This is a genomic window from Dactylosporangium vinaceum (assembly GCF_019904175.1).
Taxonomy (GTDB): Bacteria; Actinomycetota; Actinomycetes; order Mycobacteriales; family Micromonosporaceae; genus Dactylosporangium; species Dactylosporangium vinaceum.
The window spans coordinates 11,726,887-11,751,806 of record NZ_CP061913.1; the positions used below are offsets into that span (position 1 = coordinate 11,726,887).

Sequence of the window (24,920 nt, forward strand, 5' to 3'; positions counted from 1 at the left end):
AGGCGACGGAGCAATGGGGAAGACGACTCGGGTGCTCGCGTGGGCCGCGGTGGCGGCCGCCGCCGGTGGCGCCGCGTGGGCACTGCGTGACCTTCCGGCGCAGTTGGGAGCGGTCCCGGCCGGAGCGCGGGCGGATCGGATGCGCCGCTCGAAGCAGTACGGTGACGGCCGGTTCGTCAACACGGTGCCGGCCGACATCCTGCCGCCGCATGCGATGCGGGACACCTTCGTCGAGCTGCTGACGGGCAAGCAGCGCCGCAAGCCGCTCGGCACCATCCCGGTGCGGCGCCCGGACCTCGGTGGGCGGCTGGAGCCGGACGGGCTGCACGTGACGTGGCTGGGCCACTCGACGGCGCTCGTCGAGATCGAGGGCGTGCGGGTGCTGTTCGACCCGGTGTGGAGCGACCGCTGCTCGCCGACGTCGTTCGCGGGGCCGAAGCGCCTGCATCCGGTACCGCTGCCGATCGACGAGCTGCCCCGCATCGACGCCGTGGTCATCTCGCACGACCACTACGACCACCTGGACCTGGCGTCGATCAAAGCACTGCTCACAACCCAGCAGGCCCCGTTTCTCGTACCGCTCGGCGTAGGCGCCCACCTGGAGCGCTGGGGCGTGCCGGAGGACCGCCTGATCGAGCTGGACTGGGACGAGTCGGCCGAGGTCCGCGGGGTCACGCTCACCGCCACGGCGGCCCGGCACTTCTCCGGGCGCAAATTCACCCGCGACGGCACCCTGTGGGCGTCGTGGGTCGCGAAGGGGGCGCGCCGCAGCCTGTTCTACACGGGCGACTCCGGCTACTTCGACGGCTACAAGCGCATCGGCGAGCAGCACGGCCCGTTCGACGCTTCGCTGATCCAGGTCGGCGCCTACAACGACGCGTGGCCGGACATCCACATGAAGCCGGAGGACGGCGCGAGCGCGCACCTCGACGTGCAGGCGCGGGTGCTGATCCCGCTGCACTGGTGCACGTTCAACCTGGCCCTGCACGCGTGGTCGGAGCCGGTCGAGCGGCTGGCCGAGGAGGCCGTGGCCCGCGACATCGAGCTGGTTGTGCCGCGCCCCGGTGACCGGATCAACATCGACGCGTTACCGGCTCTTGAACCGTGGTGGCGCGCTATTGCGTGACGTTTAAATCCCCAGCTCAGACCACGTGTTGCGGCTCACCTGCCAGGACCTGACAAAAGCCTGGCCGGTGTCCGCGCGGCGGCGTACTGTATCGATACAGAAGGGTCTGGACCGATACAGGAGGGAGGGGCACCGATGGCGGCGACACTGCAGACCATCGCGGACGAGCTGGGCGTGTCGCGGAGCACCGTCTCCAACGCGTACAGCCGGCCGGATCAGCTCTCTCCCGAGCTGCGGTCCCGGATCCTCGCGGCGGCCGAGCGGCTGGGCTACTCGGGCCCCAACCCGACGGCCCGGTCGCTGCGCCGCGGCAAGGTGAACGCGATAGGGGTCCTGCTCACCGACAACCTGTCGATGGCGTTCACCGACCCCTACGCGGTGGCGTACCTGCGCGGGCTGGCCGAGGCCGCCTCCGCCCGGGAGACGTCGCTGCTGCTGCTCAACCTGCCCAAAGACGAGGAGGCCGGCAGGCGGGTGGTCAGCAACGCCGCGGTCGACGCGTTCTGCCTCTACTGCGTGCCCGACTGGCACGGCGCGCTGGAGCTGATCCGCGCCCGGGGCGTCCCGATCGTGATCGGCGAGGACCCGGAGGCGTTCGGCCCCGACGCCGGCTACGTCGGCATCGACGAGCGCGCGGCCGCGCGCCGGCTCGGCGAGCACATCGCCCAGCTCGGCCACCGCGACGTCGCGATCGTCGCGCACTGGATCGTGCACGGCGGCGTGACCGGCCCGGTCGACGCCGACCCGGACGCGCTGCGCTACTACGTGACAGGTCAGCGGGTGCGCGGGTTCCGCGATGCGTTCGCGGCGGCCGGCGTGCCCTGGGAGCGGGTGCTGCTCATCAACGCGGCCGACAACGGCCGCGACGAGGGCGCGGCCGCGGCGGCCCACGCGCTGGACCGGCTCGACCGGGCCACCGCGATCCTGACCACCTCCGACGTCCTCGCGCTCGGCGTGCTCGACGCGCTGCGCGTGCGGGGCCTGCGCCCCGGCCGCGACGTGTCGGTCACCGGCTTCGACGACATTCCGGAAGCCGAGCCGGCCGGCCTCACCACCATCCGCCAGCCCAGCGTCGAGCGCGGGCGGCTCGCGGGCGAGCTGCTGCTCGACCCGCCCGAAGACCCGGCGCGGCGTCACCTGACGCTGCCCGTCTCGCTGGTGGTCAGAGCGACCACCGGTCCAAACCACCAGATCTAGGAGCTAGCCATGACCCCGATCGCGATGTTCGTCTCGCTCGAGGCCGTCCGGGCCGAGGCCGAGTCCGCGCTGCCGAACGCCCCGGTCGTCGACGACCGCCGCCCCGAGTCGGCCACGATGAAGAAGGTGCGGGGCTTCACCGCCCGCACGCTGCGCGCGGCCGCCGACCGGGTCGAGCCCACGCCGGCCCTGACCTACGGGTAGGTCCCGGCGCCCCGGCGGCCGGAGGCCGAACCCTATCCACGGGTGACGCCCGCCGCCCAGCGCCGCCAGTAGTCGTACCGATTCTGTGAACCATGATCGGTGCTGAAGCAGTCGAGGGAGGCCGACCACCGTCGGCCTCCCTCGCTGTTGTGCGCCCTGTGGGAGTACCCCCCAGGAACGGCACTTAATGCACTTCGGCCGACTCCGCCGGCTCCAGGCGAGCGGTGTTCGCGCGGGCGCCCAGGCCGATCGCCTCGTAGTCCTGGCGGTTCAGACCGCGCAGGATGAGAGCCCAGACGATGCCGATGACGGCGGCCGCGGCATAGGCCGCCGGGAACGCCCAGACGGCGGCGTTCTCGGTGCCCGGCGCGAAGCCGAGCAGCAGGCCGAAGTTGTCGAAGACCTGCCACATGACGTAGCCGAGGGCGACGGTGGCCAGGATCGGTGCGACGAGCCGCGACCAGGCGCCCTCACCGCGGGCGTCCCGGATGAAGTAGAAGATCACCGAGAGGGACGTGGCCGCCACGAGCACCAGCACGCCGACACCGCCCGCGGTGCCCAGCCAGAAGAACAGGTTGACGAGCGGGTCCCAGCCGGCCACGGCGAAGAGCACCAGCACAACGGCGGCGATGATCGTCTGGAACAGCGAGCCGGCCATCGGGGCGCCCGAGCGGGCCCGGGTGCGGCCGAAGAACGCCGGGAGCACCCGCTCGCGGCCGAGCGCGAACGCGTAGCGGGCCGTCGTGTTGTGGTAGCTCAGCGCGGCCGCGGCGATGCTGGTGATCAGCAGGACCGTGCCGACGTCGCCGGTCCAGGAGCCGCCGGCCGCGATCAGGGCCGGGAAGAACGGGCCGCCGGTGTCGAGGGAAGCCCGGGCCTGCTCGACGGTCTGGTCGACGCCCATGCTGGCCGAGGCGGCCCAGCTGGTGAGCGAGTACGAGAGGAACATGACCGCGAGGCCCAGGAACGTCGCGACGGCGACTGTCCGGTTCTTGCTGCGGGCCTCCTCGGCGAAGACCGGAGCCGCCTCGAAGCCGACGAACGCGGTGGTCGCGACCGCGAAGGCCGGGCCGGCACCGTCCTTCAGCGCGCTCCACGTCCACGGCTCGAAGCTGAGCGAGCCGCCGGCCGGGTGGCTGAAGAAGATCACGTCGAAGATCGTCACCACGATCAGCTCGGCGCCGAGCAGGATCATGAGGACCTTGCTGTTGACGTCGACCCGCAGCAGGCCGAGGACCGCCACGAAGAGCCACAGCACCAGCGCGACGATCCACCAGTCGACGTTGAGCTTCGCTTTGTCGGCCAGGAACTGGGAGAGGAACGCGCCGAACGCGCCGTAGAGCCCGACCTGCAGCAGGTTGTAGGCGATGAGCGCGACCATCGCCCCGCCGACGCCGAGCGGGCGCCCGAGGCCCTGCGCGATGTAGGAGTAGAAGGCGCCGGCGTTGGTGATGTGCCGCGACATTGCGACGTAGCCGAAGCTGAACAGCGCCAGGATCACCGCGATGATCAGGAAGGCCAGGGGGAAGCCGGTCGTGCCGACCACACCCCAGCCGGTCGAGACGAGCGCGCCCACGACCATCAGCGGCGCTGCCGCGGTCAGGGCGAACATGATGACGGACGGCACACCCAGGCGGTCACGGGCCAGCGCCTGGGATACCACGCTGGGCCGCGCAGGCGGCGGTACGGACATCGATCCTCCAAAAGGGGTTGGCGGTGCTACCCGCGCTGTGACAGCACCGCGTCACCGACCGCCGCCTCGACCTGCAGGACCAGGTCGCGCAGGGGCGGCGGCAGGGCGCCGACCGTGTGTTGGATGCGCCGGCCGGCACCGGGCTCGCCATCCCAGAGGACGTGCCCGGACAGGCCGGTGGCCTCGGCGATCCCGGCGAGGGTCGCGTCGGCCACGCGCATCGGTTCGAAGCCGGTGATCAGGCGGCGCAGCCGCACCACGCGGCCGGTCGGGAGGTTCACGTCGACCGGCAGCCAGCGGGTGGTGGAGCGCAGCAGCCGCCGGACCTGGGTCTGCTCCACCAGGCCGACCCGGGCCAGCCGGGCCCCGACCTGCTCGACGGCGGTCTGGCCCAGGAACTGCAGCCAGGTGCGCACCTCGCGGTGCTGCACCTCAGCGATCATGGTGGCCAGATTGGTGTGCGCGAGCGGGTCGGCCGGCGGCTCCCCGCTGAGCACCCGCAGCCGCGCGCCCTCGATCGTGATCCGCTGCTCCAGCACCAGCTCGCCGAGCATCGCCCCGGCCAGCCCGAGGTCCACCGCGCGAGGGGAGAGCCGCGACCGGCCGTCCCGGTCGTCGTGCGCAATCAGAAAGAAGTCATCGGCCAGCAGCATCGACCGCGTACCCCGTCACCCAATCGTCGGCCTAATCATCCCCGGGCCCCCGAAACCCGAGATCACGACAGTTAGGGCCCGAAAGACCGTGCGACCCAACGCGAAAGCATGCCTTGCACATTGACCGACCGCAACACCCCGCTTGCAAAATCGGAGTTACGCCGGTAATCATTACCGAATTGACTGCCCGGAATTTCCCGAGACGGGTGGGACTGCGGCTTCGGCGGCCTCGTCGACGGCCTCCAGAAGATCGGCCAGGGCGTAGCCGCCGTCGTGGCGGACGCCGTTGACGAAGAACGTCGGGGTGCCGCCGACCCCGCTGCGCACGCCGCCGACGAGATCCCGGCGGACCCGGTCGAGGTACAGGTGGGCGCCGACCTCGTCGCCGATCTCCGACGAGGGCAGGCCGAGCCGCTCGACGCCGACCATGAGCCGGCGCGGGTTGATGCCCTCCCGGTTGGCGAACAGCCAGTCGCGCATCGGCCAGAAGGCGTTGCGCTCGGCGGCGGCCTCGGCCACCTCGGCCGCCAGGTCGGCGTAGGGGTGCACGTTCGTCAGCGGGAAGTGCCGGTACGTGTACCGGATGAGCTCGCCGCGAAGCCGCAGCAGGTCCCGCAGGATGACGTGGCTCATCGCGCAGTAGGGGCACTGGAAGTCGCCGTACTCGACGAGCGACACGGGCGCGCCCGCCGGCCCGAGGGTGTGGTCGTCGGGGCCGACCGGGACCGTCAGCCGGGGCACGGAGACCTGGAAGGGCGTGGTGGTCATGCCTCAAACGGTTCGCCGCGGCCGGGCGGAAGACGTCACTAGACGGGGGCGACGCTCGAGACCAGCAGCGGGCTGCCGGTGCAGCCGGTCTCCCGGTTCGGATCGGGCACGCCCGTCGCCCGGACCTGCTGGCCGTCGCGCAATTGGGCCGCGGCCGGTCCGACGAGCACCCAGTTGAGCGTCGCGGTGACCAGTTCGACGCAGGTGCCGGTAATGCGCACCCGGCCATCGGCAACGACCTGCGCAAATGCGTCGACCGGTGGCTCCGACGTGATTTTCGGCGGCCTCGTCGAGGCGGTCGGGCTGACCGGCGGTACGGTCGCCGCCGCTTCGTCTTTGGGCTTTTCGGCGGCGCAGCCGGTCAGCAGCGCAACGGCGAGGAGGAGGCCCAGGGGTGCTTTCATACCCACTTGGACCTCCTCCCGCGCTGTTCGGTTCCCGGTCAGCCGGTGACGAGCACCGCCATCGACGTGCCGTTCTCGAGGAGGACGAGGATCTTGACCCCGTTCTTCGGAACCTTCACGCCGTAGTAGGTGTTGGTCGCCGGGTCCTCCCGGTAGTAGCTCTGGCTGTCGTCGAACAGCGGGTTGCCCCACTGCCCGCCCAGCGTGCTCGGCGCACTGTTCGCGCCCGAGTGCAGGGTGAACCGGTCCGTCATGGTCCACGCAAACGGGTCGTCGAAGCCCTGGACGCGCGGGCGGAACGGCGTGCCGTCGGCCTTGAGGTTCAGGTCGGGGTGCGCGTCGATCGGCAGGATCTCACCTGCACCGTGGTGCTTGCTGGTGTTGTTGTCGCTGTACGAGGTGTCCCAGTACGTGACGAGCAGGCCGGTCTGGTACGGGAAGTGCTCGACGTACTTCGGCCGGTCCGCGAACCCGAAGTTGTACGGGCCGGTCTTCATGTACTTGTCGAACGACTCGTACGTGCGGTGCGAGGCGATGTAGTAGTTGTCGTACTCCGTCGTCAGCGAGTTGCCGGTGGCGGCGAAGCCGACAGCGGTCCAACCGTTGAGGCCGCTCTCGGCCCCGTCGGCGAACACCGTCGTCGACCCGTTGGTGATCTTGATGTCGTCGGCGAAGAAGCCGTCGCCACCGGTGTTCTCGTCGGTGGAGTACACGAAGCGCAGGCCGACCGTCTTGCCCGCGAAGGCGCTCAGGTCGAACGTCGCCGGCACCCAGCCGTTGCTCTTGCCGTCGATGGCGTTGCCCTCGGTCGCCTTGGTGATCGAGCCGGGGATCGCCTTGAAGCCGGTGCCGTCGTCGACCTCGACGTAGGCGTTGTCACAGACCGTGTTGCCGGAGCACGCCTCGGTGTCCCAGTACGCCTGGAACGACAGCGTCGTGGTGCCGGCCGGGACCGCGACGCTGCGGGTCAGCGTGTTCTCGAGCAGGTCACCCTTGCCGCTCCACCAGGACTTCGTGCCCTCCGGCGGGGTCGGCAGCGGGGTCGTGACCGGCTTCTTCGGCAGCACGACGACGACCGCCTGCGGCTTCTTGCTGTTGTACTCGTGCGGCCCGAGGTCGACGACCTTCGTCTTCCCCGCGTTGACCGTCGCGTAGTCCAGCCAGCCGAGCTGCAACTTGTCCCAGGCCCCGAGGTCGGCGGCGCGGGCCGCGATCCCGTTGTCGCTGGGCAGGCTCACGCGGCTCTGCGCCATGATGGTCCACCAGTTCACCGGGTTCTCGGCGTTGCCGCTGGCCCCCGAGGTGTCGTAGTGGTCGGGCAGGCCGAGGTCGTGGCCGTACTCGTGGGCGAACACGCTCAGGCCGCCGTTCTCCGGCTGGATCGTGTAGTCACGCACCCACAGGCCGGTGGCCCCGATCTGGGTCCCGCCGACCTTGTTGTAGTCCGGGCCGCTCGTGCGGTTCTGGAACGCCGCCCAGCGGTGGCTCCAGATCGCGTCCTCGCCCTGCTGGAGGTCACCGTCGGCCTGGTCGCCGCCGGCGTGGACGATCTGGAAGTGGTCGATGTACCCGTCCGGCTCGTTGAAGTCGCCGTCGTGGTCGTAGTCGAAGCGGTCCCACTGGTCGTACGAGGCGAGTGTCGCCTTGATGTCGGCGTCGCTCTTGCCCTGGGCGTGCTGCCCGTCGACCCACGCGTTGATCGCGTCGCGGATCAGGAAGTGGGTGTTGTCGCAGACGTTGTCCCCGCACGGGTAGCCGTTGCTGCGCCCGTAGCGGGCCTCGTTGTAGGGCACCTTCACCCAGTCGGTGACCTGGCCCTCGACGCTGTACCGGCCGGAGGACTGCTTCTCGTAATACGTCTTGAGCGACTCCGCCCCGTTGCCGCTGGCGAAGTACATGTTCTCGAAGTACTGCTTGCTGAAGTCCGGCTTCCAGATTGTCGAGTTGTCCACGCTGCGGTCCGGCTGCGGAATCGCGTTGTGCAGCGGGCCGTCGAACGTCGCCGGGCCCGGGATGGCCGGGGCCGTGTCCTGGTCCGGGTAGTCGGCGGCGCGCTGGTTGCCGAACTCGGCAAGCACCACGAAGATCTTGTCGGTCTTCTCCCGGGCCAGCTCGACGTACTTGTCGACGTGGCCCTTGCTCCTGCTCTTGTCACCGATCTTCACGACGGTGCTCGAGCCGCGCTTCTGCGCCTGCGCCTGGCCGTTCAGGACCTGCGAGAGGGCGACCTCACGGGATTCACGCCGCTCGTCCTCCAACGGGTTGGACAGCTCGTCGGAGGGCGTCGATGCGTCGGCGGACGGTGCCTGCTGCACCGGCGCGGCCATGACCGCGCCCCCGCCGACGAACACCCCCATCCCCGACGCGAGCGTGAGACTGAGCAGTCCCACGGTCAACTTACGCACAGGTACCTCCCTGGTGGGGCAATCAACACCGAGGCCCTGCGTCGATGCCTCGATGCACCTGTCGCGGAAGACTAGGTGGTCATCGTGGCCGTCGAAGATCAACAGCGGGGTATGTGCATATGTGCAAGGGTCAACGCGAGGGTGTACCCGTCATTGAGCGCGGTCTCTGAGCGCATCGAGATCATGGACGATTACGTGGAGTCGCCCGGTCTGGATCAGCCCTTCTTCACGCAGCGTGCGCAACGCCTTCGTGACCGCCTCGCGCGACGAGCCGGTCCAGCCGGCCAGCTCGTCCTGCGACAGCGGCAGGCCGATGCGCAGCCCCTCCGGCGCGGCCTCGCCGAACCGCTCGGCCAGCTCGACCAGCCGGGCCGCGACCCGGCCCGTCGTGTCGTAGGCGCCGAACTCGATACGCTTGCGGTCGGCGTCGCGCAGCCGGCGGGTCAGCTCGCGCATGAGCAGGAACGAGACGCGGGCGTGCCCCAGGAGGTACCGCTCGAAGTCGGGCGACGGCACGGACAGCGCGGTCACCGGCTCCAGCGCCGTCACGGTCGCCGACATCGGCCCGCCGTCGATCGCCGACAGCTCGCCGATCAGCGCACCCGGCCCCCGCACCGCGAGCACCACCTCGGTGCCCGACGCCGTGTCCGAGGAGACCTTGACCCGCCCGGCCCGCAGGATGATCACCGCCTCCGAGCGGCTCGCCTCCCGGAAGATCACCGCCCCCCGCCGCCACTGCCGCCGGTGCCCCGCCGCCTCCAGCGCGGCCTGCTCGTCGGCGTGCAGCAGATCGAAGAACTCGGTCATGTGAGCGCCTCCACCACGTAGGCCCGCACCGTCTGCCGGCGGCCCTTCACTTCCAACTCCCCGAGCGGCTTCGCGGTGACCCGCCCGGCGATCGCGTCATACGTCACGCCGCCGATCACCACCTGACCCGGCTCGGCGATCGTCTGCAGCCGCGCGGCCACGTTCACCGCGTCGCCCATCGCGTTGAACCCGCGCAGCAGCTCGCTGCCGATGTTGCCGACGAGCGCCGGCCCGGTGTTGGCCCCGACCCGGAACCGCGGCCAGTCGGGCCGCCCCTCGGCGATCCCCTGCACCGCCTCCTGCATCTGCAGCGCCGCCCGCACCGCTCGGGCCTCGTGGTCCTCCTGCCGCGCGGGGGCGTTGAACAGCGCCAGCAGCGCGTCGCCGACGAACTGCACGATCGTCCCGCCGTTGTCGAGAATGCAGGGCACCGCGACGCCGTGATACCGATTGAGCATCTCCACGATGTCCCCCGGCTCCACCGCCTCGGAAAACGTGGTGAACCCGCGCAGGTCGGCGAAGAGCGCGGTGACGTCGACGAGCCGGCCGCCGAGTGCGGCCTGATCGGGGTCGGCCAGCAGCGCGGCCGCCACGTCGGGTGACATGTACTGGCGGAACAGGGTGGAGAGCTCGCCGTACAGCCGGGCGTTCTCCAGTCCGATCGACAGCTGGTGCGCGAGCGTCTGCCGGACCTCCGGCCGAATCTTGTCGCTGATGGCGACGGCCCCGGCCAGCTGACCCTTGACCGTCAGCGGGAGCGCACCTTCGGGCTGCTCGAGCCGGCCGTCGCTTTTCAGTGCGATTTCGATGGTACCGAATGCGCCGCGGACGGTCTCGACAGTCCTGCGGATGAACTCGTCCTCACCGGTCTTGATCTCCGCCTGCTCGCCCACCGCCACCAGGGACTTGAGCTGGTCGGACAGCTCGCGCTCGGCGACCAGGGCGGCGGCCGCCCGGTCCAGGATCTCGGCCTGCTTCTCGGTCAGCCCGAACCGCTCGGCCATCCGCGCCGCCAGCCGCTCCGGCGCCGCGCCCTGCTCCGACTCCTGCAGCGCGGCGACGAGCTCCTCGAGCGCGGCTTCATACTGCTGTCGCATCTGCCGGTTGGTGGCGGCCAGCGCGATGCCGTCGAAAAGACCGGAAGCGCTGCCTTCGCGTCTGTACTGCACGTAGGCGCTGTAGGCCACGAAGAGGAACGCGGCGGTCAGGATGAGGTGCCACTCCCACCACGAGAGCCGCCACTTGTCGGCCAGGGTGACGGTGACCATCGCCTCGGCCAGCAGCGCGAACGCGGTCACCACGGAGATGAGCACGGCGCTCGGATTCCTCTTGTAAAGCAGGAAGAAGCGAATTGCGGCGGCCGCATAGAGCACCACCGCTGCCCACGACACCCAGACCAGCGGCCCCTCGACGTCGCGGATCTGATCCTGCCGCGACAGCGGCGGCAGGTCCGCCAGCGACCACACGATCCACACGAACAGCAGCAGCCCGAGCCCGATCCGCAGCCCGGCCTGCCACCGCGTGATCCGGTCCGGCAGCCGCAGCGACGACAGCACCGCGAGCACCGACCCGATGATCAGCCCGACCGCCATCGACTGGTCGAAGCCCGCGTTAGGATGCCCGATCAGCACGCCGGGCGTGGCGAGCGCGTGCGCGAAGAGAAACCCGGCCGCGGCCAGGAACACCAGCGACACCAGGAACAGCCGCCCGTCCCCCCGCCGCTTCGCCGCGATGCTCATGGCCACGCCGACGACGACGTTGATCGCCGCCACGATCATGACGAGCCAGAAGTGCGCCTCGTGGTGCTGCCAGATCTCGTCGGCCCCGGGGCGGCTGAGCAGCAGCCAGAGCCCAGCGAGCGGCAACGCGAGATGTGCCGCCCAGACGATGACGCGTGGCATCTCAGCCTCCCCTTCCGTTGCTGTTCTTCACGTCGGACTGCGCTTCAGGCATCAGCCACCGCTTCGCGGGCACCGACCACTGCACTTCGGACATCAGCCACTGCTTTGCGGGCACCGGCCACTGCTTCGGGGACGTCGGCTGCTGCTCCTCGGACATCAACCACTGCTTTGGGGACATCGGCTGCTGCTTTCGGGGCGGCTGCTGCTCCTCGGCACCGGCCGCTGCTCTTCGGCATCGGTCACTGCTCCTCGGACATCGGTCGCGATAAGGGTCGCACTTCGGCGGGTGATCTGGGTGGTCTCGTTCTGGACATTCATGACATCCCGCTTCTGCGTCTTTAGACGCAGACAGCTCCCGCGAACCTCGGTCTCATGGATACGAAGTCGACCACTGGGAGTTTCCGATGAAGTTCAAGGCACCGCTCATGACTCTGGCCGCCGGCCTGGCGGTCGCCGGCGTGCTCTACGGCGCAAACGTCAACCTCAGCCGCGGCCTACCCAAGAACAACACCGCCGCCACCCAGGCCCCGCCGCCGTCCTCCGCGGCCCCGGCGCCCCCCACGCCCTCCACCGCCCCGTCCCCCTCTCCCTCAACCGGCACGGGCAACGCGGCCCAGCAGGGCACGATCACCTACGCGGGCGCGGTGGACGGCGGCGCCGCCTCCCTGGGCGTGGTGGTCAACAACGGCAAGGCGATCGCCTACGTCTGCGACGGCCGCGCGGCCGAGTCCTGGATGGACGGCGAAATGGCCAACGGCCAGGCCCAGCTGAACAGCGCGAAGGCCACGGGCTCGCTGACCGGCACCTACACCGCCACCCAGATCAAGGGCACGGTGAAGGCCGGCACGAAGACCTGGACCTTCACCATCAAGGCCGTAGCACCCCCCTCGGGCCTGTACCGCTCCCAGTCCGCCCTCCGCAACAAACTCGACGCGAGCTGGGTCGTCTACGACGGCAAGCAGGTGGGCGTGGAGAAGCGCAACGGCGCCCTCCAACCGGCCCCGCCGTTCGACGTGAACGCAAGAACCGCCCAGGTGGACGGCACCAACGTGACCATCGAACCGACCAGCCCAGCAACCGGATACTGAGCCAGGAGCCCCGACATGAACGCCCCGATCAACGACCCCGCGCCCGAGATCCCGGCCCCTCCTGGCCCGCCCGAACCTCCACGGAAGCGCCTGGAGTTCCCCCCGATCCCCGAGCCGGGCCCACTACCGCCGGCAAACCCCGCCTACCGGTACCAGTCCCCTCAGTCCTACACAGTCGACCCCATCTTCACCGACCCTCCCCAGTTCGCTCCACTACCCACCGACCCCACCACCGCCCCCGACCCACAGCCACCCCAGCCCACCTTCCCTGCCGCAGCCCCCTATCCTTCCGCAACCACCTCTCCCTACGCGGCCAGCTCTTCTGCCGCGCCCAGCTCCCTCAGTCCGCTCGTTTCTCCTGCTCCCGCCAGCTCTCCGCCGTTGATCAGCTCTCCTACCTCGGGGAGCTCTCCTATGTCGGCGAGCCCTGCCGCGCTGGCCAGCTCGGTTGCGCCGGCCAGCCCCGTTGCGCCGCCCAGCTCTTCGGCGCCGCACAACTCTCTGGGGCCGGCCACCCCTCTGGCGCCGCACAGCTCTCTCGGGCCGGCCACCTCTCTGGCACCGCACAGCTCTCTCGGGCCGGCCAGCTCCCCGGAGCCACGCAGCTCTCTCGGGCCGGCCACCCCTCTTGCACCGCACAGCTCTCTCGGGCCGCAAAGCGCTCTTGCACCGGTCAGCCCTTCAATCCCGTTCACGCCCAACGCCCCGGTGAGCGCTCCAGTTCCGGTGAGCGCGCCGACGCCGATGACTTCTCCGACGCCGATGACCTCTCCGATGCTGGGAAGCCCCACCGCCCCGGCCAGCCACCCATACCCGGTGAGCCCTTCATCCCCGGCCAGTACCTACCCGGTGAGCTCCCCAGCTGCAGCCGGCACCTACTCGATGAGCGGTGCCCCTGCTCCGGCAGCCGGCGCCCCGACACCGATGGCGGCTCCGGCCAGCCGGAAGTCGGCGGCCACGCTCATCGTCCCGTTCCTGGTCGCCTGCCTCGTATCCGCGACTCTCGGCGTCTACGGCAAGCTCCACGAGCCGACGGGCGTCGCTGTGAACATCGCCGGCTTCTCCAGCCCGGCCACGGTCAAGGTCTGGCTGGCGACCCTCGCCTTCGTCCTGGCCCTGGTCCAGCTGTTCACCGCCCTCGTGATGTACGGCAAGCTCTCGCTCTTCGCCGACGCCAAGTGGCTAGGCCCAGCCCACCGCTGGTCCGGCCGTCTGGCCTTCCTGGCCTCCATTCCCGTCGCGCTGCACTGTCTCTACGCACTGGGCTTCGGCGACTACAACACCCGCGTACTCCTCCACTCTCTCCTCGGCTGCTTCTTCTACGGAGCCTTCGCCGCCAAGATGCTGGTCCTCGCCAAGAAGGGCGTCCCCGGCTGGGCGCTCCCGGTCTTGGGCGGCCTGGTCTTCACCGCGTTGTCGGGCCTGTTCGTCACCTCCGCGCTGTGGTTCTTCACCACGTTCGGCGTCAAACTCTGAAAGGGCCGGAAGAACCATGAGCACTCCAACCCGCCGCACCTTCCTGGCCACCGCGGGCGCCGCCGGCCTGGTCACCGCGCTCTCGGGCTGCGCCGCTTACGGCCTGGACAGCGCCGCCGCTCAGGACGGCCCCACCGCCGACGGCACCACGCCCCAGGGCGCCACCAGCGAAAACGCCCCAGGCACCGCCAGCAGCCCGAACGCCGCCAACTCCGGCACAAACGCTGCCGGCGGGTCCGCGGTGGGCGCGTTCGCCCGAACCGCCGACATCCCAGTGGGCGGCGGCCGAATCTTCGCCAACCAAAAGCTGGTGGTAACCCAGCCGGAGGCCGGCACCTTCCGCTGCTTCACCGCCGTCTGCACCCATGCCGGCTGCCTGGTAGGCGAGGTCACCGACGGCACCATCAACTGCGCCTGCCACGGCAGCCGCTTCAAGGTGACCGACGGCGCCGTAGCCGCCGGCCCAGCCAAGAAGGCTCTAGCCGCCATTGCCATCCAGGTGACGGGCGACGCCATCTCCAAAGCCTGACACCACAGGCTCACCCACCCTCGGCTATCCACAAAGGACGACCGAGCGCGAGAACGACAGACGACGCCAGGCCACCTCCGCATCACCTCCACCCCCATTCCCCCTCCGTTCTCCATACGCATCCACCCGCAAGTCCGTCTCCCGCCTGCACCCGTATTCGGTTCCAACCTCACGGTTGCCGGCGGGCCGGGCTCGGGTGTTCATGCCGGCGTCCGGATCGCCCGCTCACGCAGCATCCGCCGCGTGGGCAGTACGCCAGCCAGGAGCGCCAGCACCAGGCAGAGCCCCACAACCCCGCCGACGACCGACCACGGCACCACCAGCGCGACCGTCGCGCCGACCTGCTGACTCAGTCCAGCCCGAATGCTCACCAGAGCCCCGAACGCGACCACTCCACCGAGCACCGCACCGATGAGCACGACCAGCGCCGACTCCGCGGCGACGTACCCGGCCACCTGCCGCCGTGTCGCCCCCGCCAGCCGCAACACCCGCAGATCGGCCGCCCGCCCCTGGGCCGCCATGAGGAGAGTGTTCGCGACAGCGATCGCCCCGTAGCCAGCCGACACCGCAATGAGCATCAACGTGAACACCCACACCAACCGGTCCTCGGCGCTATCCGCCTCGGCCGCCCATGTGCTCAGACCGATCGCCCGCGCCCCGACACCGGCGGGCACGTCGACCGGCTCTCCCGACGGCAGGTACACGGCCGACGTCAGCGCCGACCGATCATGCCGCCGCACCGTTGCCCGATCCAGCAGCACGTCGGCCCGCACCGACCGATCGGCGACGACAGCGACGACCCGCAGTGGCACCCGCTCCCCGTCCGCGAACACCATCGGGTACGTATCGCCCACGGCCCGGTGCGCCGACTCCGACACCACAACCGAGTCCTCACCGCTCAACTCGGCAAGCGAACCGGCGATCACCCGGCTCCCCTGATCCGCCCGGGCAAACGCGACCGGGTCCACTCCGAGCGCACTCCACGACCGCATCGCCAACCCGCTGTCCTCGTCCGGCGCGAACACCGTGGTCGGCAGCATCGCCGCTCCCGGCACCCCGGCCACCGCGGCGTCGGACAGCCCGGGCGTCCGATCCGGCACCAGCACTTCCCCGGCGTCGACATCAGCCGCCCGCCCGGCGGCATACGCCGCTGTCGTCGTCTGCACCATCCCCGCTACGAGCACCGCAAAGGCCACGGTCAGCAGCACCGGCGCGGCCGTGGACGCCGTCCGCCGAGAAGCCGTGAGCGCACCCTGCCGCACCAGCAGCCCGACCGCACCTCCACCGCGCCGGAACGGCAGTCGCATGAGTCGCACGATCGGCGGTACCGCACCCGGCGCCAACGCCACCATCCCCGTCACCAGGGCCATCGCGCTGTACAGCGCATACGACGCCCCGTCCTGCGCATCGTCCGCCGTCGCCGTGCCCACGGCCAACGCGATCCCCAACGCCATCAGTGCTCCGCCGCAAACCCACCGGAGCCGCCCCATCGGCCGCTGCTCGACAGCCGCCTCCCGCAGCGCCTCCAGCGGCCGCACCCGGGCCGCCCGCCGCGCGGCCGACCACGCCCCGACGAGCGCAACCACCGGCCCGAGCACGAGCCCCGCCAGGAACGGCAGTCCGCTGTACCGCACCTCATAGGTCGCCGGCTCCAGCCCGGCCGACACCAACAGCCGCCCCACAACCGGCGCGGCCGCCGCGCCGACGAGCACCCCGAGAACCGCCCCGGCACCGCCGACGACCAGCGCCTCCCCGTAGACCATCCGCCGCACCTGCCGCGGCGTGGCGCCGATCGCGCGCAGCAGCCCCAGCTCTCGCCGCCGCTGCGCCACGGTGAACGCGAACGTCGACGCGACAACGAACACTGTGACGAACCCGGAGAGCACCGACACCCCGGTGAGCACCTGCATGCCGATCCATCGCGCCCGCGCGTCGTCGCCGGGTTCGAGCGCTCCGCGCCCGTCGCCGCTGAGCACCACGCCATCGGACCCCACGACCGCACGCGCCCCCGCCGTAACAGCACCCGCATCAGCGCCCGGATCGAGCACCAGCCCGATCGCCCGGACACCCGGCGCCAGTTCCGCCGCCACCTCGTCCGCGACCAGGTAGCCGGGCGCGTCCACCAACCCGGTCACCGTGTATTGAACAGGCCCGGTCGCCATAAGGAGCGTCACCGAACTCCCCGGCCGAAGCCCGAGTGCCCGATCGACCACCACTTCACCCGGCCCGCGGGGAGGCGCCCCGGCCACCAGCGCGAGCCCACCGAGCCGAGCCGAGGACCACCCATGCCCTTGGTACGTGTCCTGCCGCTGCCCCTCAACCGGCGGCGGCCGCCCATCAACCAGCGCCTGCACGTAGAACACCCGGTCAGGGACGGCGGCTGCAACCCCGGGCATCGCATCGAGTCGCCGGCTCAGCTCCTCTGCCCTGGCCGCGGACCACGGCACCGTCGGCGGAAACGCCTCGGCCGGACTTCGACTCTCGGGTGCCTGAACAACTACCGCCGCACCGGCCAGCCGGTCGGGAATCTTCGGCCGCCCCGCGACGAGCAGCAGCAGCGCCAGGGCGACCAGCGCGACACCGACGATCACGGCAACGAGCGCACCGCCGACACGGCGGATCTTCACCACGACTCCTCCAGGTGGTCCGCGTCCTGCCGGTTCGCCGCACGGCCCGGGCTTGCTTCCTCGCGCTCGTGCGTGTGGTCCGAACGCGGGACGGAATCGTGGTGTGCGGACCGTCGAACACCGGTTGCTTCCCGCTGCGAGACGGACGCCGACGCTTCCGGCTCATCTGGGCGCGTGGTCGCACCGGAGTGCACGGTCTTCCCTACGCCGCTCTTCTCCAGGTGCGTCGTGCGGGCCGCAATGTCTTCGGCCGTCTGTGCCTGCCGAATGTCGTCGGCAATGCGTCCGTCGGCGAGGAACACCACCCGGTCGGCGCGGGCGGCGGCGACCGGGTCATGAGTCACCATCACCACTGTCTGCCGGTGCTCGTCGACGAGTGCTCGCAGCAGATCGAGGATGTGCCTTGAGGTCACACTGTCGAGCGCGCCGGTCGGCTCGTCGGCGAACACGACCGCCGGACGGCTGATCAGCGCTCGGGCGATTGCCACTCGCTGCTGCTCGCCGCCGGAGAGCTCGCTCGGGCGGTGCCGAAGCCGATCGGTGAGCCCGACCGCGGCCAGGGCGGCAACCACGTCGGCGGCTCGCGGGCGGCGCCCGGCCAGGCGCATCGGCAGGGAAACGTTCTGCTCGGCGGTGAGCGCCGAGACCAGGTTGAACGCCTGGAACACGAATCCGATGCGGTCCCGCCGAAGACGGGTGAGGTCGTCCTCTGACAGGTCGTCGAGCACCACTCCGTCGACGGCCACCGAGCCCTCCACCGGGCGCTCGAGGCCGGCCGCGCAGTGCAGCAGCGTCGATTTGCCCGAGCCGGAGGGGCCCATCACCGCCGTGAACGTCCCGCGCTCGAAGGCCACCGAAACGCCGTCGAGCGCAACGAGCCGCCGTTCGCCGTCACCATAGGCGGCCCGGACCTCATCCAGAACCACGGTTTGCGTCGTCATGGCTCGAAACGATCCCGCGGCGGGCCGGCCTTGCGCATCGGACTGGGATGGACACTTTTCGTTCCACCCGCTGTGGTACGCCGAGCCCCATACGGCCCGCTTCTCATACCTGGGTATGACGGCTCCCAGGCCGACGCGCAAACCCGCCGAACCCACTACCGTCGACCGCATGAACCTGCCCCCGCTCCTCACCCGGCGGCTGACGCTGAGGGGCCTGTATACGCTCGACGCCCTCGGCGCCGTGGCCTCCACGGTGCTCTGTTACTGGGCGGCGGAGGCAGCGCCCGCGGACGGCCGGCCGGACGAGCCGATCTGGCTGTCGCTGGTGATCGCGTTGGCAATCGGCCTACCTGTTGCGGTCCGGCGCCACTGGCCCTATCCAGCGGCCATGACGGCCACGATCGCCGCATCGATCGGCCTGGCGACGGAGATCATCCCGGCCTTCGCGGCTGTCGCTCCGTTGTTCGCCATGGCCCTGGTCTTCTACGTGTTCAACTCAATAGCCCGGGACATGAGGGCCTTCTTCTTCATGTTCGCCTGCACGGTGCTGGTCAGCGCGAGCCTGGCCGGGCCAATATACATAGCCGAGTCCGAAGCCCCGACGACCGACGACACTCCTCCCTGGATGCTCGCCTTTCTCCTCGCCGCTCTCGTTGTCTCGCTGGCCAGCATGCTCGGCTTCACGGCCGGCGAGCGTCGCGCGCAAACCGCCGAGCGCAACGAGCAGATGCTGCAGCAGGCCACGGTCGAAGAGCGCCTCCGCGTCGCCCGCGAACTGCACGACGTCATCGCTCACACGATGACTCTGATCGTGGTGAAGGCGTCGATCGGCAACCATGTCGCCGAGGCCGATCCACGCGAGGCCCGCGACGCGCTTCAGGTCATTGAGGCCGCCGGACGCTCGGCGATGCTCGAGGTGCGCCGGGTGCTGGACATGCTGCGGGAGGACACGCCGTATGCGCCCGCACCCGGTATCGACGACATCCCGGCCCTCGTCCAACTCGCTTCGGTGGGCGGGGTCGAGGTGCAGCTCACCATGGACCGGCCCGACGAACCGGCGGTCGCGGAGGCGCCGGAGTCGGTGGGGCTGGCGGTGTACCGGATCGTGCAGGAGGCGATCACCAACGTCGTCAAGCATGCGGCGCCGGCGCAGTGCTGGGTGAACGTTGCGGTAGGTGCGGACGGCGTGCGGATCGAGGTCGACGACGACGGGAAGCGGCCCGCACGCACGCATGGAGCCGGGAGCGGGCACGGTCTGATCGGGATGCGCGAACGGGTGGCGCTGCACGGGGGAACGTTCAGCGCCGGCCCTCGAGCCGAGGGCGGCTTCTCGGTGCGCGCGCTGCTGCCGGCCGGAGGTGGTGCCTGAGAGACAAGAGGTCGTGTCTGAGAGACAAAAGGTGGTGCCTGAGAGACAACAAGGAGCACTTCGCGCGGCGGCGCAAACGAGATCAGGACGGTGCTGGAGGACTGCACGAGCCGGAGGTGGCGCTTGAAGGACGTAACGGGCGTCGCGGACAAGATCGAGACGATGTTGGCAGACTGCTTGGCTGGCGGTCGCGGGGAGCGTTGAGTCGCGGGCCGGGGTGCGGATCGTGGCGGCGCTGGAGACCTGCGTGGGGGAGGTCGGGCTTGATTCGGGTGTTGATTGCTGACGATCAGGCTCTGTTGCGCGGGAGCTTTAGGGCGTTGGTCGACCTCAGTGGGGACTGCACCACCGTTGGGGAGGCCGGGACCGGGAGCGAGGCGGTTCGGCTGGCTCGGGAGGTTCGGCCGGATGTGGTGCTCATGGATGTTCGGATGCCGGAGATGAACGGGATCGACGCCACGCGGCTCATCTCGGAGGACTCGGCGCTCGGGGGCGTCAGGGTTCTGATTCTTACTACGTTCGATCTGGATGAGTACGTCTACGGGGCGTTGCGGGCGGGTGCCAGTGGGTTCCTGCTCAAGGACACGCCACCGGCCGAACTGTTGAGCGCGATCCGGGTTGTCGCCGGTGGGGAAGGGTTGTTGTCGCCCTCGGTTACTCGGCGGCTTATCTATGAGTTTGCTCGGCGGCCGTTGCCTGAGCGGCCCGTACCGCGGCGGCTGGATGGGGTTACGGAGCGGGAGAAGGAGGTGCTCACGCTGGTTGGGCTGGGGCTTTCCAACAATGAGATCGCGGCGCATCTTGGGTTGAGTCTGGCCACGGTCAAGACGCATGTCGGGCGGATACTGGCGAAACTTGGGGTGCGGGACCGGGCGCAGTTGGTGATCGTCGCGTATGAGACAGGGCTCGTTGCGGTGGGTCTTTAGGCTGCGCCCTCGACGCTGGCGGGCCGCCGGGACATGCCGGAGTGCCAGGTGCTAGGCCGCCGTGGTGCCGGGCTGTCAGGATGCTGGGACGCGTCGAGCTGCCCAAGGTCCCAGGCCGCGCTGAGCCGTCAGAGTGCCGGGCTGCCGAGTGCCAGGGCGCGCCGAACTGCCGAGTGCAAGGGCGCGCCGGGCTGGCGAGGTGCTGAGACGTGCCGGGCTGCCAGGACGCCCGAACGCGACGGGGTGCCGGGGTGCCGGGGTGCCAAAAGTGACTGGTGACGCGGTGCTCAGGATGCCCACGCCGGCACGGATTGAGATTGCTGACGTGCCAGGCGTCGGTGTTCGGTGGGTTACTGGTGCAGTGGAATGGTTACCCGGAATGTGGCGCCCTCGCCGGGGGCGGTTTGCAGTGTGACCTCGCCGTTGTGGGCCTTCACCAGGGCGCTGACGATCGACAGGCCTAGGCCGGAGCCGCCCAGGGCTCGGGTGCGGCTCGGGTCGGTGCGGTAGAAGCGTTCGAAGACTCTGGCGGCGTCGTCGTCTGTCATGCCGGGGCCGTTGTCGGCCACCTCCAGGATTGCCTTGTCGCCCTCGGTACCCACGAAGACCGTGACCTCCGTGCCGGGGGGAGTGTGGTTCAGGGCGTTGGACAGGAGGTTTTGCAGGACCTGGCGCAGGCGGGCCTCGTCGCCCTCCACGATCGGGGCTTCGGTGTCGGCGTCGGCGTCTTCGCTGTTCGGGGTGCGTAGGCGTAGTCGGTGGTCGGCGGCTGTCACCCGGGCGTCGATCAGGGCGTCGGTCGCCAGGGCGAGCAGGTCCACCGGCTTCTTCTCCAGCGGGCGCTGCTGGTCCATCCGGGCCAGGAGCAGCAGGTCGTCGACCAGCAGGCCCATCCGGGTGGCGTGGTGTTCGATTCGGCGCATGTTGTCGTCGTTGTGGCCGGACTGGCGGTGCAGCTCGGCGAAGCCGCGGATCGAGGTCAGCGGGGTGCGCAGTTCGTGGGAGGCGTCGGCCACGAAGCGGCGCATGCGGCCCTCCGAAGCCAAGGCCGACTGCTCCGAGGCCAGGGCGGCCTGTTCGGAGGCGCGGCGCTCCTCGAAGGCGGTCTCGATCTGGCCGAGCATGGTGTTCAGTGCCTTGGCCAGGCCGCCGACCTCGGTGCGCGGGTCGGCCTCGGGGACGCGGCGGCTCAGGTCGCCGGCCGCGATGGCCTCGGCTGTCTGCTCGACCTCGACCAGGGGGCGCAGGCTGGAGCGGACCAGGAGGTACGCGACCACGGCCAGCACCAGCAGCACGAACCCGCCGATCGTCGCGCTCATCACGATCTGCCGAGAGACAGTGTTGTCGACCTCGTCGAGGCTGATGGCGACCACGACCGGGTCGTGGTCCTCGATCTTGTGCGTGAACGGGTTCCGGGAGGGGGCCTGCTGGGCGTAGAGGACGCGCCAGCTGTGGCCGCCGTCGACCGGATCCAGGGTGGCGTACGCGCCGCCGGTGTTGGCGGACAGCTGGGTGGTGTGGCCGACGATGGTGTAGCCCGACTCGGGCAGGACCGGGCGGCTCTGGTCGGGCTCGCTCGGGTTGGGGTTGAAGTAGAGCTCTCGGAAGGAGCCGTCCGGGTTGATGCAGCCGACGTAGTAGCCGACGCGCTGCACCGGGCCGCCGCCGGGGCCGCCCTTGCCGCCGTCCGTGTCGCACCTCGGGGTCTCCTGGCTGACGCTGTCCAGGAGCTGGGCGTCGACGCGGTCGATGAGGTAGTCGCGGGTGCTCACCACGCCGGCGATGCCGGTTGTCACAAGGGCCGCCGCCAGCAGGACGAGCATCAATATGACGAGCTTGACGCGGAGCGGCCACGATTTCATGTGCGTGGCAGCCGCAGCGAGTAGCCGACTCCGCGCAGGGTCTGCAGGAGCCGGGGCTCGGAGGTGTCGATCTTCTTGCGCAGGTAGGAGACGTAGGACTCCACGACGCCCGCGTCGCCGCCGAAGTCGTACTGCCACACGTGGTCCAGGATCTGGGCCTTGGACAGCACGCGGCCAGGGTTCGTCATGAAGTACCGCAGCAGCTTGAACTCGGTAGGCGAGAGCTGGACCTCCTGGCCGGCCTTGAACACCTCGTGGGTGTCCTCGTCGAGCTCGATGTCGGCGAAGTTCAGGCGCGACGTCTGAGCCGAGGAGCCGCCCGCCGGATCGGCCACCCGGCGCAGGACGGCCTGGATGCGGGCCAGGATCTCGGAGAGGCTGAAGGGCTTGGTGACGTAGTCGTCGCCGCCCAGGGTCAGGCCCTTGATCTTGTCCTCGGTGGCGTCGCGGGCGGTGAGGAACAGGACCGGCACACGGGTGCCCTCGCCGCGGAGCTTGCGGAGCACCTCGAAGCCGTCGAGCTCGGGCATCATGACGTCGAGCAGGATCATGTCCGGCCGGAACCGCCGGGCCTCCTCCATCGCCTGCCGGCCGCTGGTGGCGCTGGCGACGTCGTACCCGTGGTACTTGAGGCTCGCGGAGAGCAGTTCGACGATGTCCGGCTCGTCGTCGACCACAAGCAGCCGCGTCATGATTCGCTCCAAATTGCGTCAGAGTTCCCTTGTCACCTAAGAGCCTGCCGCCGGTACCTGACGCCCTGATGCGGTTTCCCTGAAAACCAGCTGTGAACCGCCTGCAACCGACAGCGACACCGCAACGACGGCGGCGGCGCCCCGCAAGGACCGAGGCGCCGCCGAAAAACCGTCAAAACCGCCAAAACACTGCCAAACGACAAAACACAGCAAACGCCAGAGGATTCCGAGGCCGCTTCGCTCCCGCCCCGGTTAGGGGGCTCCCGCCCCCATGAGCCCCCGGCCGCGCCCTACTCGCGCGCCTCGTCAGCCGGCGCGATGTCGGAGGTCTCGGGAGCCTCGGCCGGCCGCAGCCACTGCCACAGCAGGAACAGCAGGCCCAACACCAGCATGCCGAGCCCGATCCACAGGTTGATCCGCACTCCCGCCGCCTTGTCGATCTCCTCCTGCGAGTCGAAGATGCCAAGGATCGTCACGATCACCCCGTACACCGTGAACAGCCCGCCGATCACCCGGCGGACATCGAAGAGGCGAGCCGCGCGAGCGGTGTCGACCTTCTCAGACATGACAACCCCCTACAGGAACGGCAGATAGAACGCGAATGCCAGCACGAGCGCGGCCGAGCCGAGCAGCACCGGCGAGCGGTACCAGGCGGTGTCCCCCGCGAGCGCGTCGGCCGCGAGGTCGTGGCGCCCGACGCCGTACACCAGCCCGTCGAGCTCGGAGTCGGTCTTCGGCCTGGTCAGCGGCGTGACGATGACGGCGACGATGGCCACCACGACGAAGGCGATGCCCGCGCCCCAGAACGACTCGTCGAGGTCGGAGCCGAAGGTGAACCAGCCGAACCACTTGTACCCGGCGTAGGTGATGAACGCGGCCACCGTGCCCAGCAGCAGGCTCCAGAACCCGGCCCACGCCGTCATCCGCTTCCAGAACATGCCGATGATGAAGGCACCGAAGAGCGGGGCGTTGAACAGCGAGAACAGCGCCTGGATGTAGTCCATGATGTTGCTGTAGCCGGAGGCGATGAACGCGGTGCCGATGCCGATCACGACGCCGACGACGGTGATCAGCCGGCCGACCTTGAGGTAGTAGCCGTCGGGCTTGTCCTTGGCGACGTACTCCTGCCAGATGTCGTAGGTGAACACCGTGTTGAAGCCGGACACGTTGGCCGCCATGCCCGCCATGAACGAGGCCAGCAGACCTGTCACGGCGATGCCGAGCACGCCGTTGGGCAGGAAGTCGCGCATCAGCAGCGGGACGGCGTTGTTGTACTGCAGGTCCCCCGTGTCGGCACCGAGCCCCTTCACGGTCACCAGCGCGACCAGGCCGGGGATGACGGTGACGAACGGGATGAGCAGCTTCGGGTACGCCGCGATGATCGGCGTGCGTCGGGCCGCGCTCATGTTGCGGGCCGACAGGCCGCGCTGGACCTCGGCGAAGTTCGTCGTCCAGTAGCCGAAGGAGAGCACGAACCCGAGGCCGAAGACGATGCCCCACCACGGCGCGCCGAGCGGGTTGGCGCTGCTGGCGGTGTTGGCCCAGGTGTGCAGGCCGGCGTCGCCGAGCTTGGTGCTGTTGCGGACGGCGTCGAAGAGCCCGTCGATGCCGCCGAGCTTGACCAGGCCGACGATCGCGATCGGGAGCAGGCCGGCGATGATGACGAAGAACTGCAGGACCTCGTTGTAGATCGCGCTGGAGAGGCCGCCCAGCGTGATGTAGATGAGGACGATGGCGGCGCCCACGATGATCGCGATCCACAGCGGCCAGCCGAGCAGCGCCTGCATGATCAGGGCGAGCGCGTAGAGGTTGACGCCGGCGATCAGCACCTGGGCGAGCGCGAACGACAGTGCGTTGAGCATGTGCGCCGGGCGGTTGAAGCGGCGCCGCATGAACTCGGGGACGCTGCGCACTTTGGAGCCGTAGTAGAAGGGCATCATCACGATGCCGAGGAAGACCATGGCCGGCACGGCGCCGATCCAGTAGTAGTGCAGCGTCATCAGGCCGTACTTGGCACCGTTGGCGGCCATGCCCAGGATTTCCAGGGCGCCCAGATTGGCGGAGATGAACGCGAGGCCGGTCACCCAGGCGGGGAGCGAGCGGCCGGACAGGAAGAAGTCGACGCTGTTGCGGATGGAGCGGCGGGCGGCGAGGCCCACCCCCAGCACGGTGATGAAGTAGAGCGCCAGCAGGACGTAGTCCATCGCGTCCATCTGCAGGCGCAGCCCATCGGCGAGAGTCTGCACCCGTTC

The 24,920-nt window shown here is 69.8% G+C and carries 23 protein-coding genes; 8 read left to right on the top strand and 15 right to left on the bottom strand.

Annotation, left to right across the window (positions count from 1 at the left end; all coding sequences use genetic code 11):
• Window positions 1-13 precede the first annotated feature (13 nt).
• The 3 genes from Dvina_RS52825 to Dvina_RS52835 all read left to right on the top strand — a co-directional run bounded on the left by Dvina_RS52825 (window position 14) and on the right by Dvina_RS52835 (window position 2,527).
• On the top strand, window positions 14-1,126 hold the full coding sequence (locus Dvina_RS52825) for an MBL fold metallo-hydrolase (RefSeq protein ID WP_223099964.1): 1,113 nt from the start codon (window positions 14-16) through the stop codon (window positions 1,124-1,126).
• A gap of 135 nt (window positions 1,127-1,261) precedes the next feature.
• Window positions 1,262-2,323 carry a LacI family DNA-binding transcriptional regulator gene (locus Dvina_RS52830; protein ID WP_223099966.1) on the top strand — a complete coding sequence of 354 codons (1,062 nt, stop codon included), beginning with the start codon at window positions 1,262-1,264 and terminating at the stop codon, window positions 2,321-2,323.
• A 9-nt stretch (window positions 2,324-2,332) separates the two neighbouring features.
• Window positions 2,333-2,527: a hypothetical protein gene (locus Dvina_RS52835; RefSeq protein ID WP_223099968.1), complete on the top strand. Its 195-nt coding sequence runs from the start codon at window positions 2,333-2,335 to the stop codon at window positions 2,525-2,527.
• A gap of 184 nt (window positions 2,528-2,711) precedes the next feature.
• On the opposite strand, the gene Dvina_RS52840 is transcribed toward Dvina_RS52835, so the two are convergent.
• The 8 genes from Dvina_RS52840 to Dvina_RS52875 form a co-directional block, all read right to left on the bottom strand.
• A complete protein-coding gene (locus tag Dvina_RS52840; protein WP_223099970.1) occupies window positions 2,712-4,220 on the bottom strand; it encodes an APC family permease in 1,509 nt (502 codons plus the stop codon).
• 26 nt (window positions 4,221-4,246) lie between these two features.
• The gene (locus tag Dvina_RS52845; protein ID WP_246655894.1) at window positions 4,247-4,873 is read right to left on the bottom strand and encodes a GOLPH3/VPS74 family protein; all 627 of its coding nucleotides are present in this window, start codon (window positions 4,871-4,873) and stop codon (window positions 4,247-4,249) included.
• 171 nt (window positions 4,874-5,044) lie between these two features.
• Window positions 5,045-5,641 carry a DsbA family protein gene (locus tag Dvina_RS52850; protein ID WP_223099971.1) on the bottom strand — a complete coding sequence of 199 codons (597 nt, stop codon included), beginning with the start codon at window positions 5,639-5,641 and terminating at the stop codon, window positions 5,045-5,047.
• A gap of 38 nt (window positions 5,642-5,679) precedes the next feature.
• Window positions 5,680-6,045 (bottom strand): hypothetical protein, encoded by a 366-nt coding sequence (locus Dvina_RS52855; protein ID WP_223099973.1) that lies wholly within the window; start codon window positions 6,043-6,045, stop codon window positions 5,680-5,682.
• Window positions 6,046-6,083: 38 nt separating this feature from the next.
• Window positions 6,084-8,450, bottom strand: coding sequence for an immune inhibitor A domain-containing protein (locus tag Dvina_RS52860; protein WP_223099975.1), 2,367 nt, complete (start codon window positions 8,448-8,450; stop codon window positions 6,084-6,086).
• A gap of 150 nt (window positions 8,451-8,600) precedes the next feature.
• On the bottom strand, window positions 8,601-9,257 hold the full coding sequence (locus tag Dvina_RS52865) for a Crp/Fnr family transcriptional regulator (protein WP_223099976.1): 657 nt from the start codon (window positions 9,255-9,257) through the stop codon (window positions 8,601-8,603).
• The gene (locus Dvina_RS55610) at window positions 9,254-11,158 is read right to left on the bottom strand and encodes an adenylate/guanylate cyclase domain-containing protein (protein WP_343217119.1); all 1,905 of its coding nucleotides are present in this window, start codon (window positions 11,156-11,158) and stop codon (window positions 9,254-9,256) included. The genes Dvina_RS52865 and Dvina_RS55610 overlap by 4 nt, the downstream gene beginning before the upstream one ends.
• Window position 11,159: 1 nt before the next feature.
• Window positions 11,160-11,315 carry a hypothetical protein gene (locus tag Dvina_RS52875; RefSeq protein ID WP_223099978.1) on the bottom strand — a complete coding sequence of 52 codons (156 nt, stop codon included), beginning with the start codon at window positions 11,313-11,315 and terminating at the stop codon, window positions 11,160-11,162.
• Window positions 11,316-11,562: 247 nt separating this feature from the next.
• Between Dvina_RS52875 and Dvina_RS52880 the strand changes: the two genes are divergently transcribed.
• On the top strand, window positions 11,563-12,246 hold the full coding sequence (locus tag Dvina_RS52880) for a hypothetical protein (RefSeq protein ID WP_223099979.1): 684 nt from the start codon (window positions 11,563-11,565) through the stop codon (window positions 12,244-12,246).
• Window positions 12,247-12,551: 305 nt separating this feature from the next.
• On the opposite strand, the gene Dvina_RS52885 is transcribed toward Dvina_RS52880, so the two are convergent.
• Window positions 12,552-13,037 carry a collagen-like domain-containing protein gene (locus Dvina_RS52885; RefSeq protein WP_223099981.1) on the bottom strand — a complete coding sequence of 162 codons (486 nt, stop codon included), beginning with the start codon at window positions 13,035-13,037 and terminating at the stop codon, window positions 12,552-12,554.
• 133 nt (window positions 13,038-13,170) lie between these two features.
• Between Dvina_RS52885 and Dvina_RS52890 the strand changes: the two genes are divergently transcribed.
• Together Dvina_RS52890 and Dvina_RS52895 are read left to right on the top strand one after the other, a co-directional pair.
• Window positions 13,171-13,722, top strand: coding sequence for a DUF6529 family protein (locus Dvina_RS52890; RefSeq protein WP_246655895.1), 552 nt, complete (start codon window positions 13,171-13,173; stop codon window positions 13,720-13,722).
• A 16-nt stretch (window positions 13,723-13,738) separates the two neighbouring features.
• Window positions 13,739-14,251: a Rieske (2Fe-2S) protein gene (locus tag Dvina_RS52895; RefSeq protein WP_223099983.1), complete on the top strand. Its 513-nt coding sequence runs from the start codon at window positions 13,739-13,741 to the stop codon at window positions 14,249-14,251.
• 200 nt (window positions 14,252-14,451) lie between these two features.
• On the opposite strand, the gene Dvina_RS52900 is transcribed toward Dvina_RS52895, so the two are convergent.
• Both Dvina_RS52900 and Dvina_RS52905 read right to left on the bottom strand, forming a co-directional pair.
• Window positions 14,452-16,878 (bottom strand): FtsX-like permease family protein, encoded by a 2,427-nt coding sequence (locus Dvina_RS52900; protein WP_246655896.1) that lies wholly within the window; start codon window positions 16,876-16,878, stop codon window positions 14,452-14,454.
• On the bottom strand, window positions 16,875-17,819 hold the full coding sequence (locus tag Dvina_RS52905) for an ABC transporter ATP-binding protein (RefSeq protein WP_223099987.1): 945 nt from the start codon (window positions 17,817-17,819) through the stop codon (window positions 16,875-16,877). The genes Dvina_RS52900 and Dvina_RS52905 overlap by 4 nt, the downstream gene beginning before the upstream one ends.
• 169 nt (window positions 17,820-17,988) lie before the next feature.
• On the opposite strand from Dvina_RS52905, the gene Dvina_RS52910 reads away from it, so the two are divergent.
• Both Dvina_RS52910 and Dvina_RS52915 read left to right on the top strand, forming a co-directional pair.
• Entirely contained in the window at window positions 17,989-19,188 is a 1,200-nt protein-coding gene (locus Dvina_RS52910; RefSeq protein WP_223099988.1) for a sensor histidine kinase, read from the top strand.
• A gap of 263 nt (window positions 19,189-19,451) precedes the next feature.
• Window positions 19,452-20,114, top strand: a complete 663-nt coding sequence (locus Dvina_RS52915) for a response regulator (protein ID WP_223099990.1) — start codon at window positions 19,452-19,454, stop codon at window positions 20,112-20,114.
• Between the two features lie 350 nt (window positions 20,115-20,464).
• On the opposite strand, the gene Dvina_RS52920 is transcribed toward Dvina_RS52915, so the two are convergent.
• The 4 genes from Dvina_RS52920 to Dvina_RS52935 form a co-directional block, all read right to left on the bottom strand.
• Window positions 20,465-21,976, bottom strand: coding sequence for a sensor histidine kinase (locus Dvina_RS52920; protein ID WP_223099992.1), 1,512 nt, complete (start codon window positions 21,974-21,976; stop codon window positions 20,465-20,467).
• Window positions 21,973-22,668: a response regulator transcription factor gene (locus Dvina_RS52925; protein WP_223099994.1), complete on the bottom strand. Its 696-nt coding sequence runs from the start codon at window positions 22,666-22,668 to the stop codon at window positions 21,973-21,975. Before Dvina_RS52925 ends, Dvina_RS52920 begins: the two co-directional genes overlap by 4 nt.
• A gap of 290 nt (window positions 22,669-22,958) precedes the next feature.
• Entirely contained in the window at window positions 22,959-23,234 is a 276-nt protein-coding gene (locus Dvina_RS52930) for a hypothetical protein (RefSeq protein WP_223099996.1), read from the bottom strand.
• Window positions 23,235-23,243: 9 nt separating this feature from the next.
• Entirely contained in the window at window positions 23,244-24,881 is a 1,638-nt protein-coding gene (locus tag Dvina_RS52935; RefSeq protein ID WP_223106223.1) for a sodium:solute symporter family protein, read from the bottom strand.
• Between the last annotated feature and the right edge of the window lie 39 nt (window positions 24,882-24,920).

What these genes read in the sequence shown, in the direction of transcription:
- Dvina_RS52925 (WP_223099994.1), bottom strand. Translation starts at nt 22,668, where the DNA reads ATGACGCGGCTGCTTGTGGTCGACGACGAGCCGGACATCGTCGAACTG.
- Dvina_RS52875 (WP_223099978.1), bottom strand. Translation starts at nt 11,315, where the DNA reads ATGTCCGAGGAGCAGCAGCCGACGTCCCCGAAGCAGTGGCCGGTGCCC.
- Dvina_RS52840 (WP_223099970.1), bottom strand. Translation starts at nt 4,220, where the DNA reads ATGTCCGTACCGCCGCCTGCGCGGCCCAGCGTGGTATCCCAGGCGCTG.
- Dvina_RS52850 (WP_223099971.1), bottom strand. Translation starts at nt 5,641, where the DNA reads ATGACCACCACGCCCTTCCAGGTCTCCGTGCCCCGGCTGACGGTCCCG.
- Dvina_RS52825 (WP_223099964.1), top strand. Translation starts at nt 14, where the DNA reads ATGGGGAAGACGACTCGGGTGCTCGCGTGGGCCGCGGTGGCGGCCGCC.
- Dvina_RS52930 (WP_223099996.1), bottom strand. Translation starts at nt 23,234, where the DNA reads ATGTCTGAGAAGGTCGACACCGCTCGCGCGGCTCGCCTCTTCGATGTC.
- Dvina_RS52845 (WP_246655894.1), bottom strand. Translation starts at nt 4,873, where the DNA reads ATGCTGCTGGCCGATGACTTCTTTCTGATTGCGCACGACGACCGGGAC.
- Dvina_RS52855 (WP_223099973.1), bottom strand. Translation starts at nt 6,045, where the DNA reads ATGAAAGCACCCCTGGGCCTCCTCCTCGCCGTTGCGCTGCTGACCGGC.
- Dvina_RS52830 (WP_223099966.1), top strand. Translation starts at nt 1,262, where the DNA reads ATGGCGGCGACACTGCAGACCATCGCGGACGAGCTGGGCGTGTCGCGG.
- Dvina_RS52890 (WP_246655895.1), top strand. Translation starts at nt 13,171, where the DNA reads ATGGCGGCTCCGGCCAGCCGGAAGTCGGCGGCCACGCTCATCGTCCCG.
- Dvina_RS52880 (WP_223099979.1), top strand. Translation starts at nt 11,563, where the DNA reads ATGAAGTTCAAGGCACCGCTCATGACTCTGGCCGCCGGCCTGGCGGTC.
- Dvina_RS52935 (WP_223106223.1), bottom strand. Translation starts at nt 24,881, where the DNA reads ATGGACGCGATGGACTACGTCCTGCTGGCGCTCTACTTCATCACCGTG.
- Dvina_RS52835 (WP_223099968.1), top strand. Translation starts at nt 2,333, where the DNA reads ATGACCCCGATCGCGATGTTCGTCTCGCTCGAGGCCGTCCGGGCCGAG.
- Dvina_RS52895 (WP_223099983.1), top strand. Translation starts at nt 13,739, where the DNA reads ATGAGCACTCCAACCCGCCGCACCTTCCTGGCCACCGCGGGCGCCGCC.
- Dvina_RS52865 (WP_223099976.1), bottom strand. Translation starts at nt 9,257, where the DNA reads ATGACCGAGTTCTTCGATCTGCTGCACGCCGACGAGCAGGCCGCGCTG.
- Dvina_RS55610 (WP_343217119.1), bottom strand. Translation starts at nt 11,158, where the DNA reads ATGCCACGCGTCATCGTCTGGGCGGCACATCTCGCGTTGCCGCTCGCT.
- Dvina_RS52910 (WP_223099988.1), top strand. Translation starts at nt 17,989, where the DNA reads ATGAACCTGCCCCCGCTCCTCACCCGGCGGCTGACGCTGAGGGGCCTG.
- Dvina_RS52905 (WP_223099987.1), bottom strand. Translation starts at nt 17,819, where the DNA reads ATGACGACGCAAACCGTGGTTCTGGATGAGGTCCGGGCCGCCTATGGT.
- Dvina_RS52920 (WP_223099992.1), bottom strand. Translation starts at nt 21,976, where the DNA reads ATGAAATCGTGGCCGCTCCGCGTCAAGCTCGTCATATTGATGCTCGTC.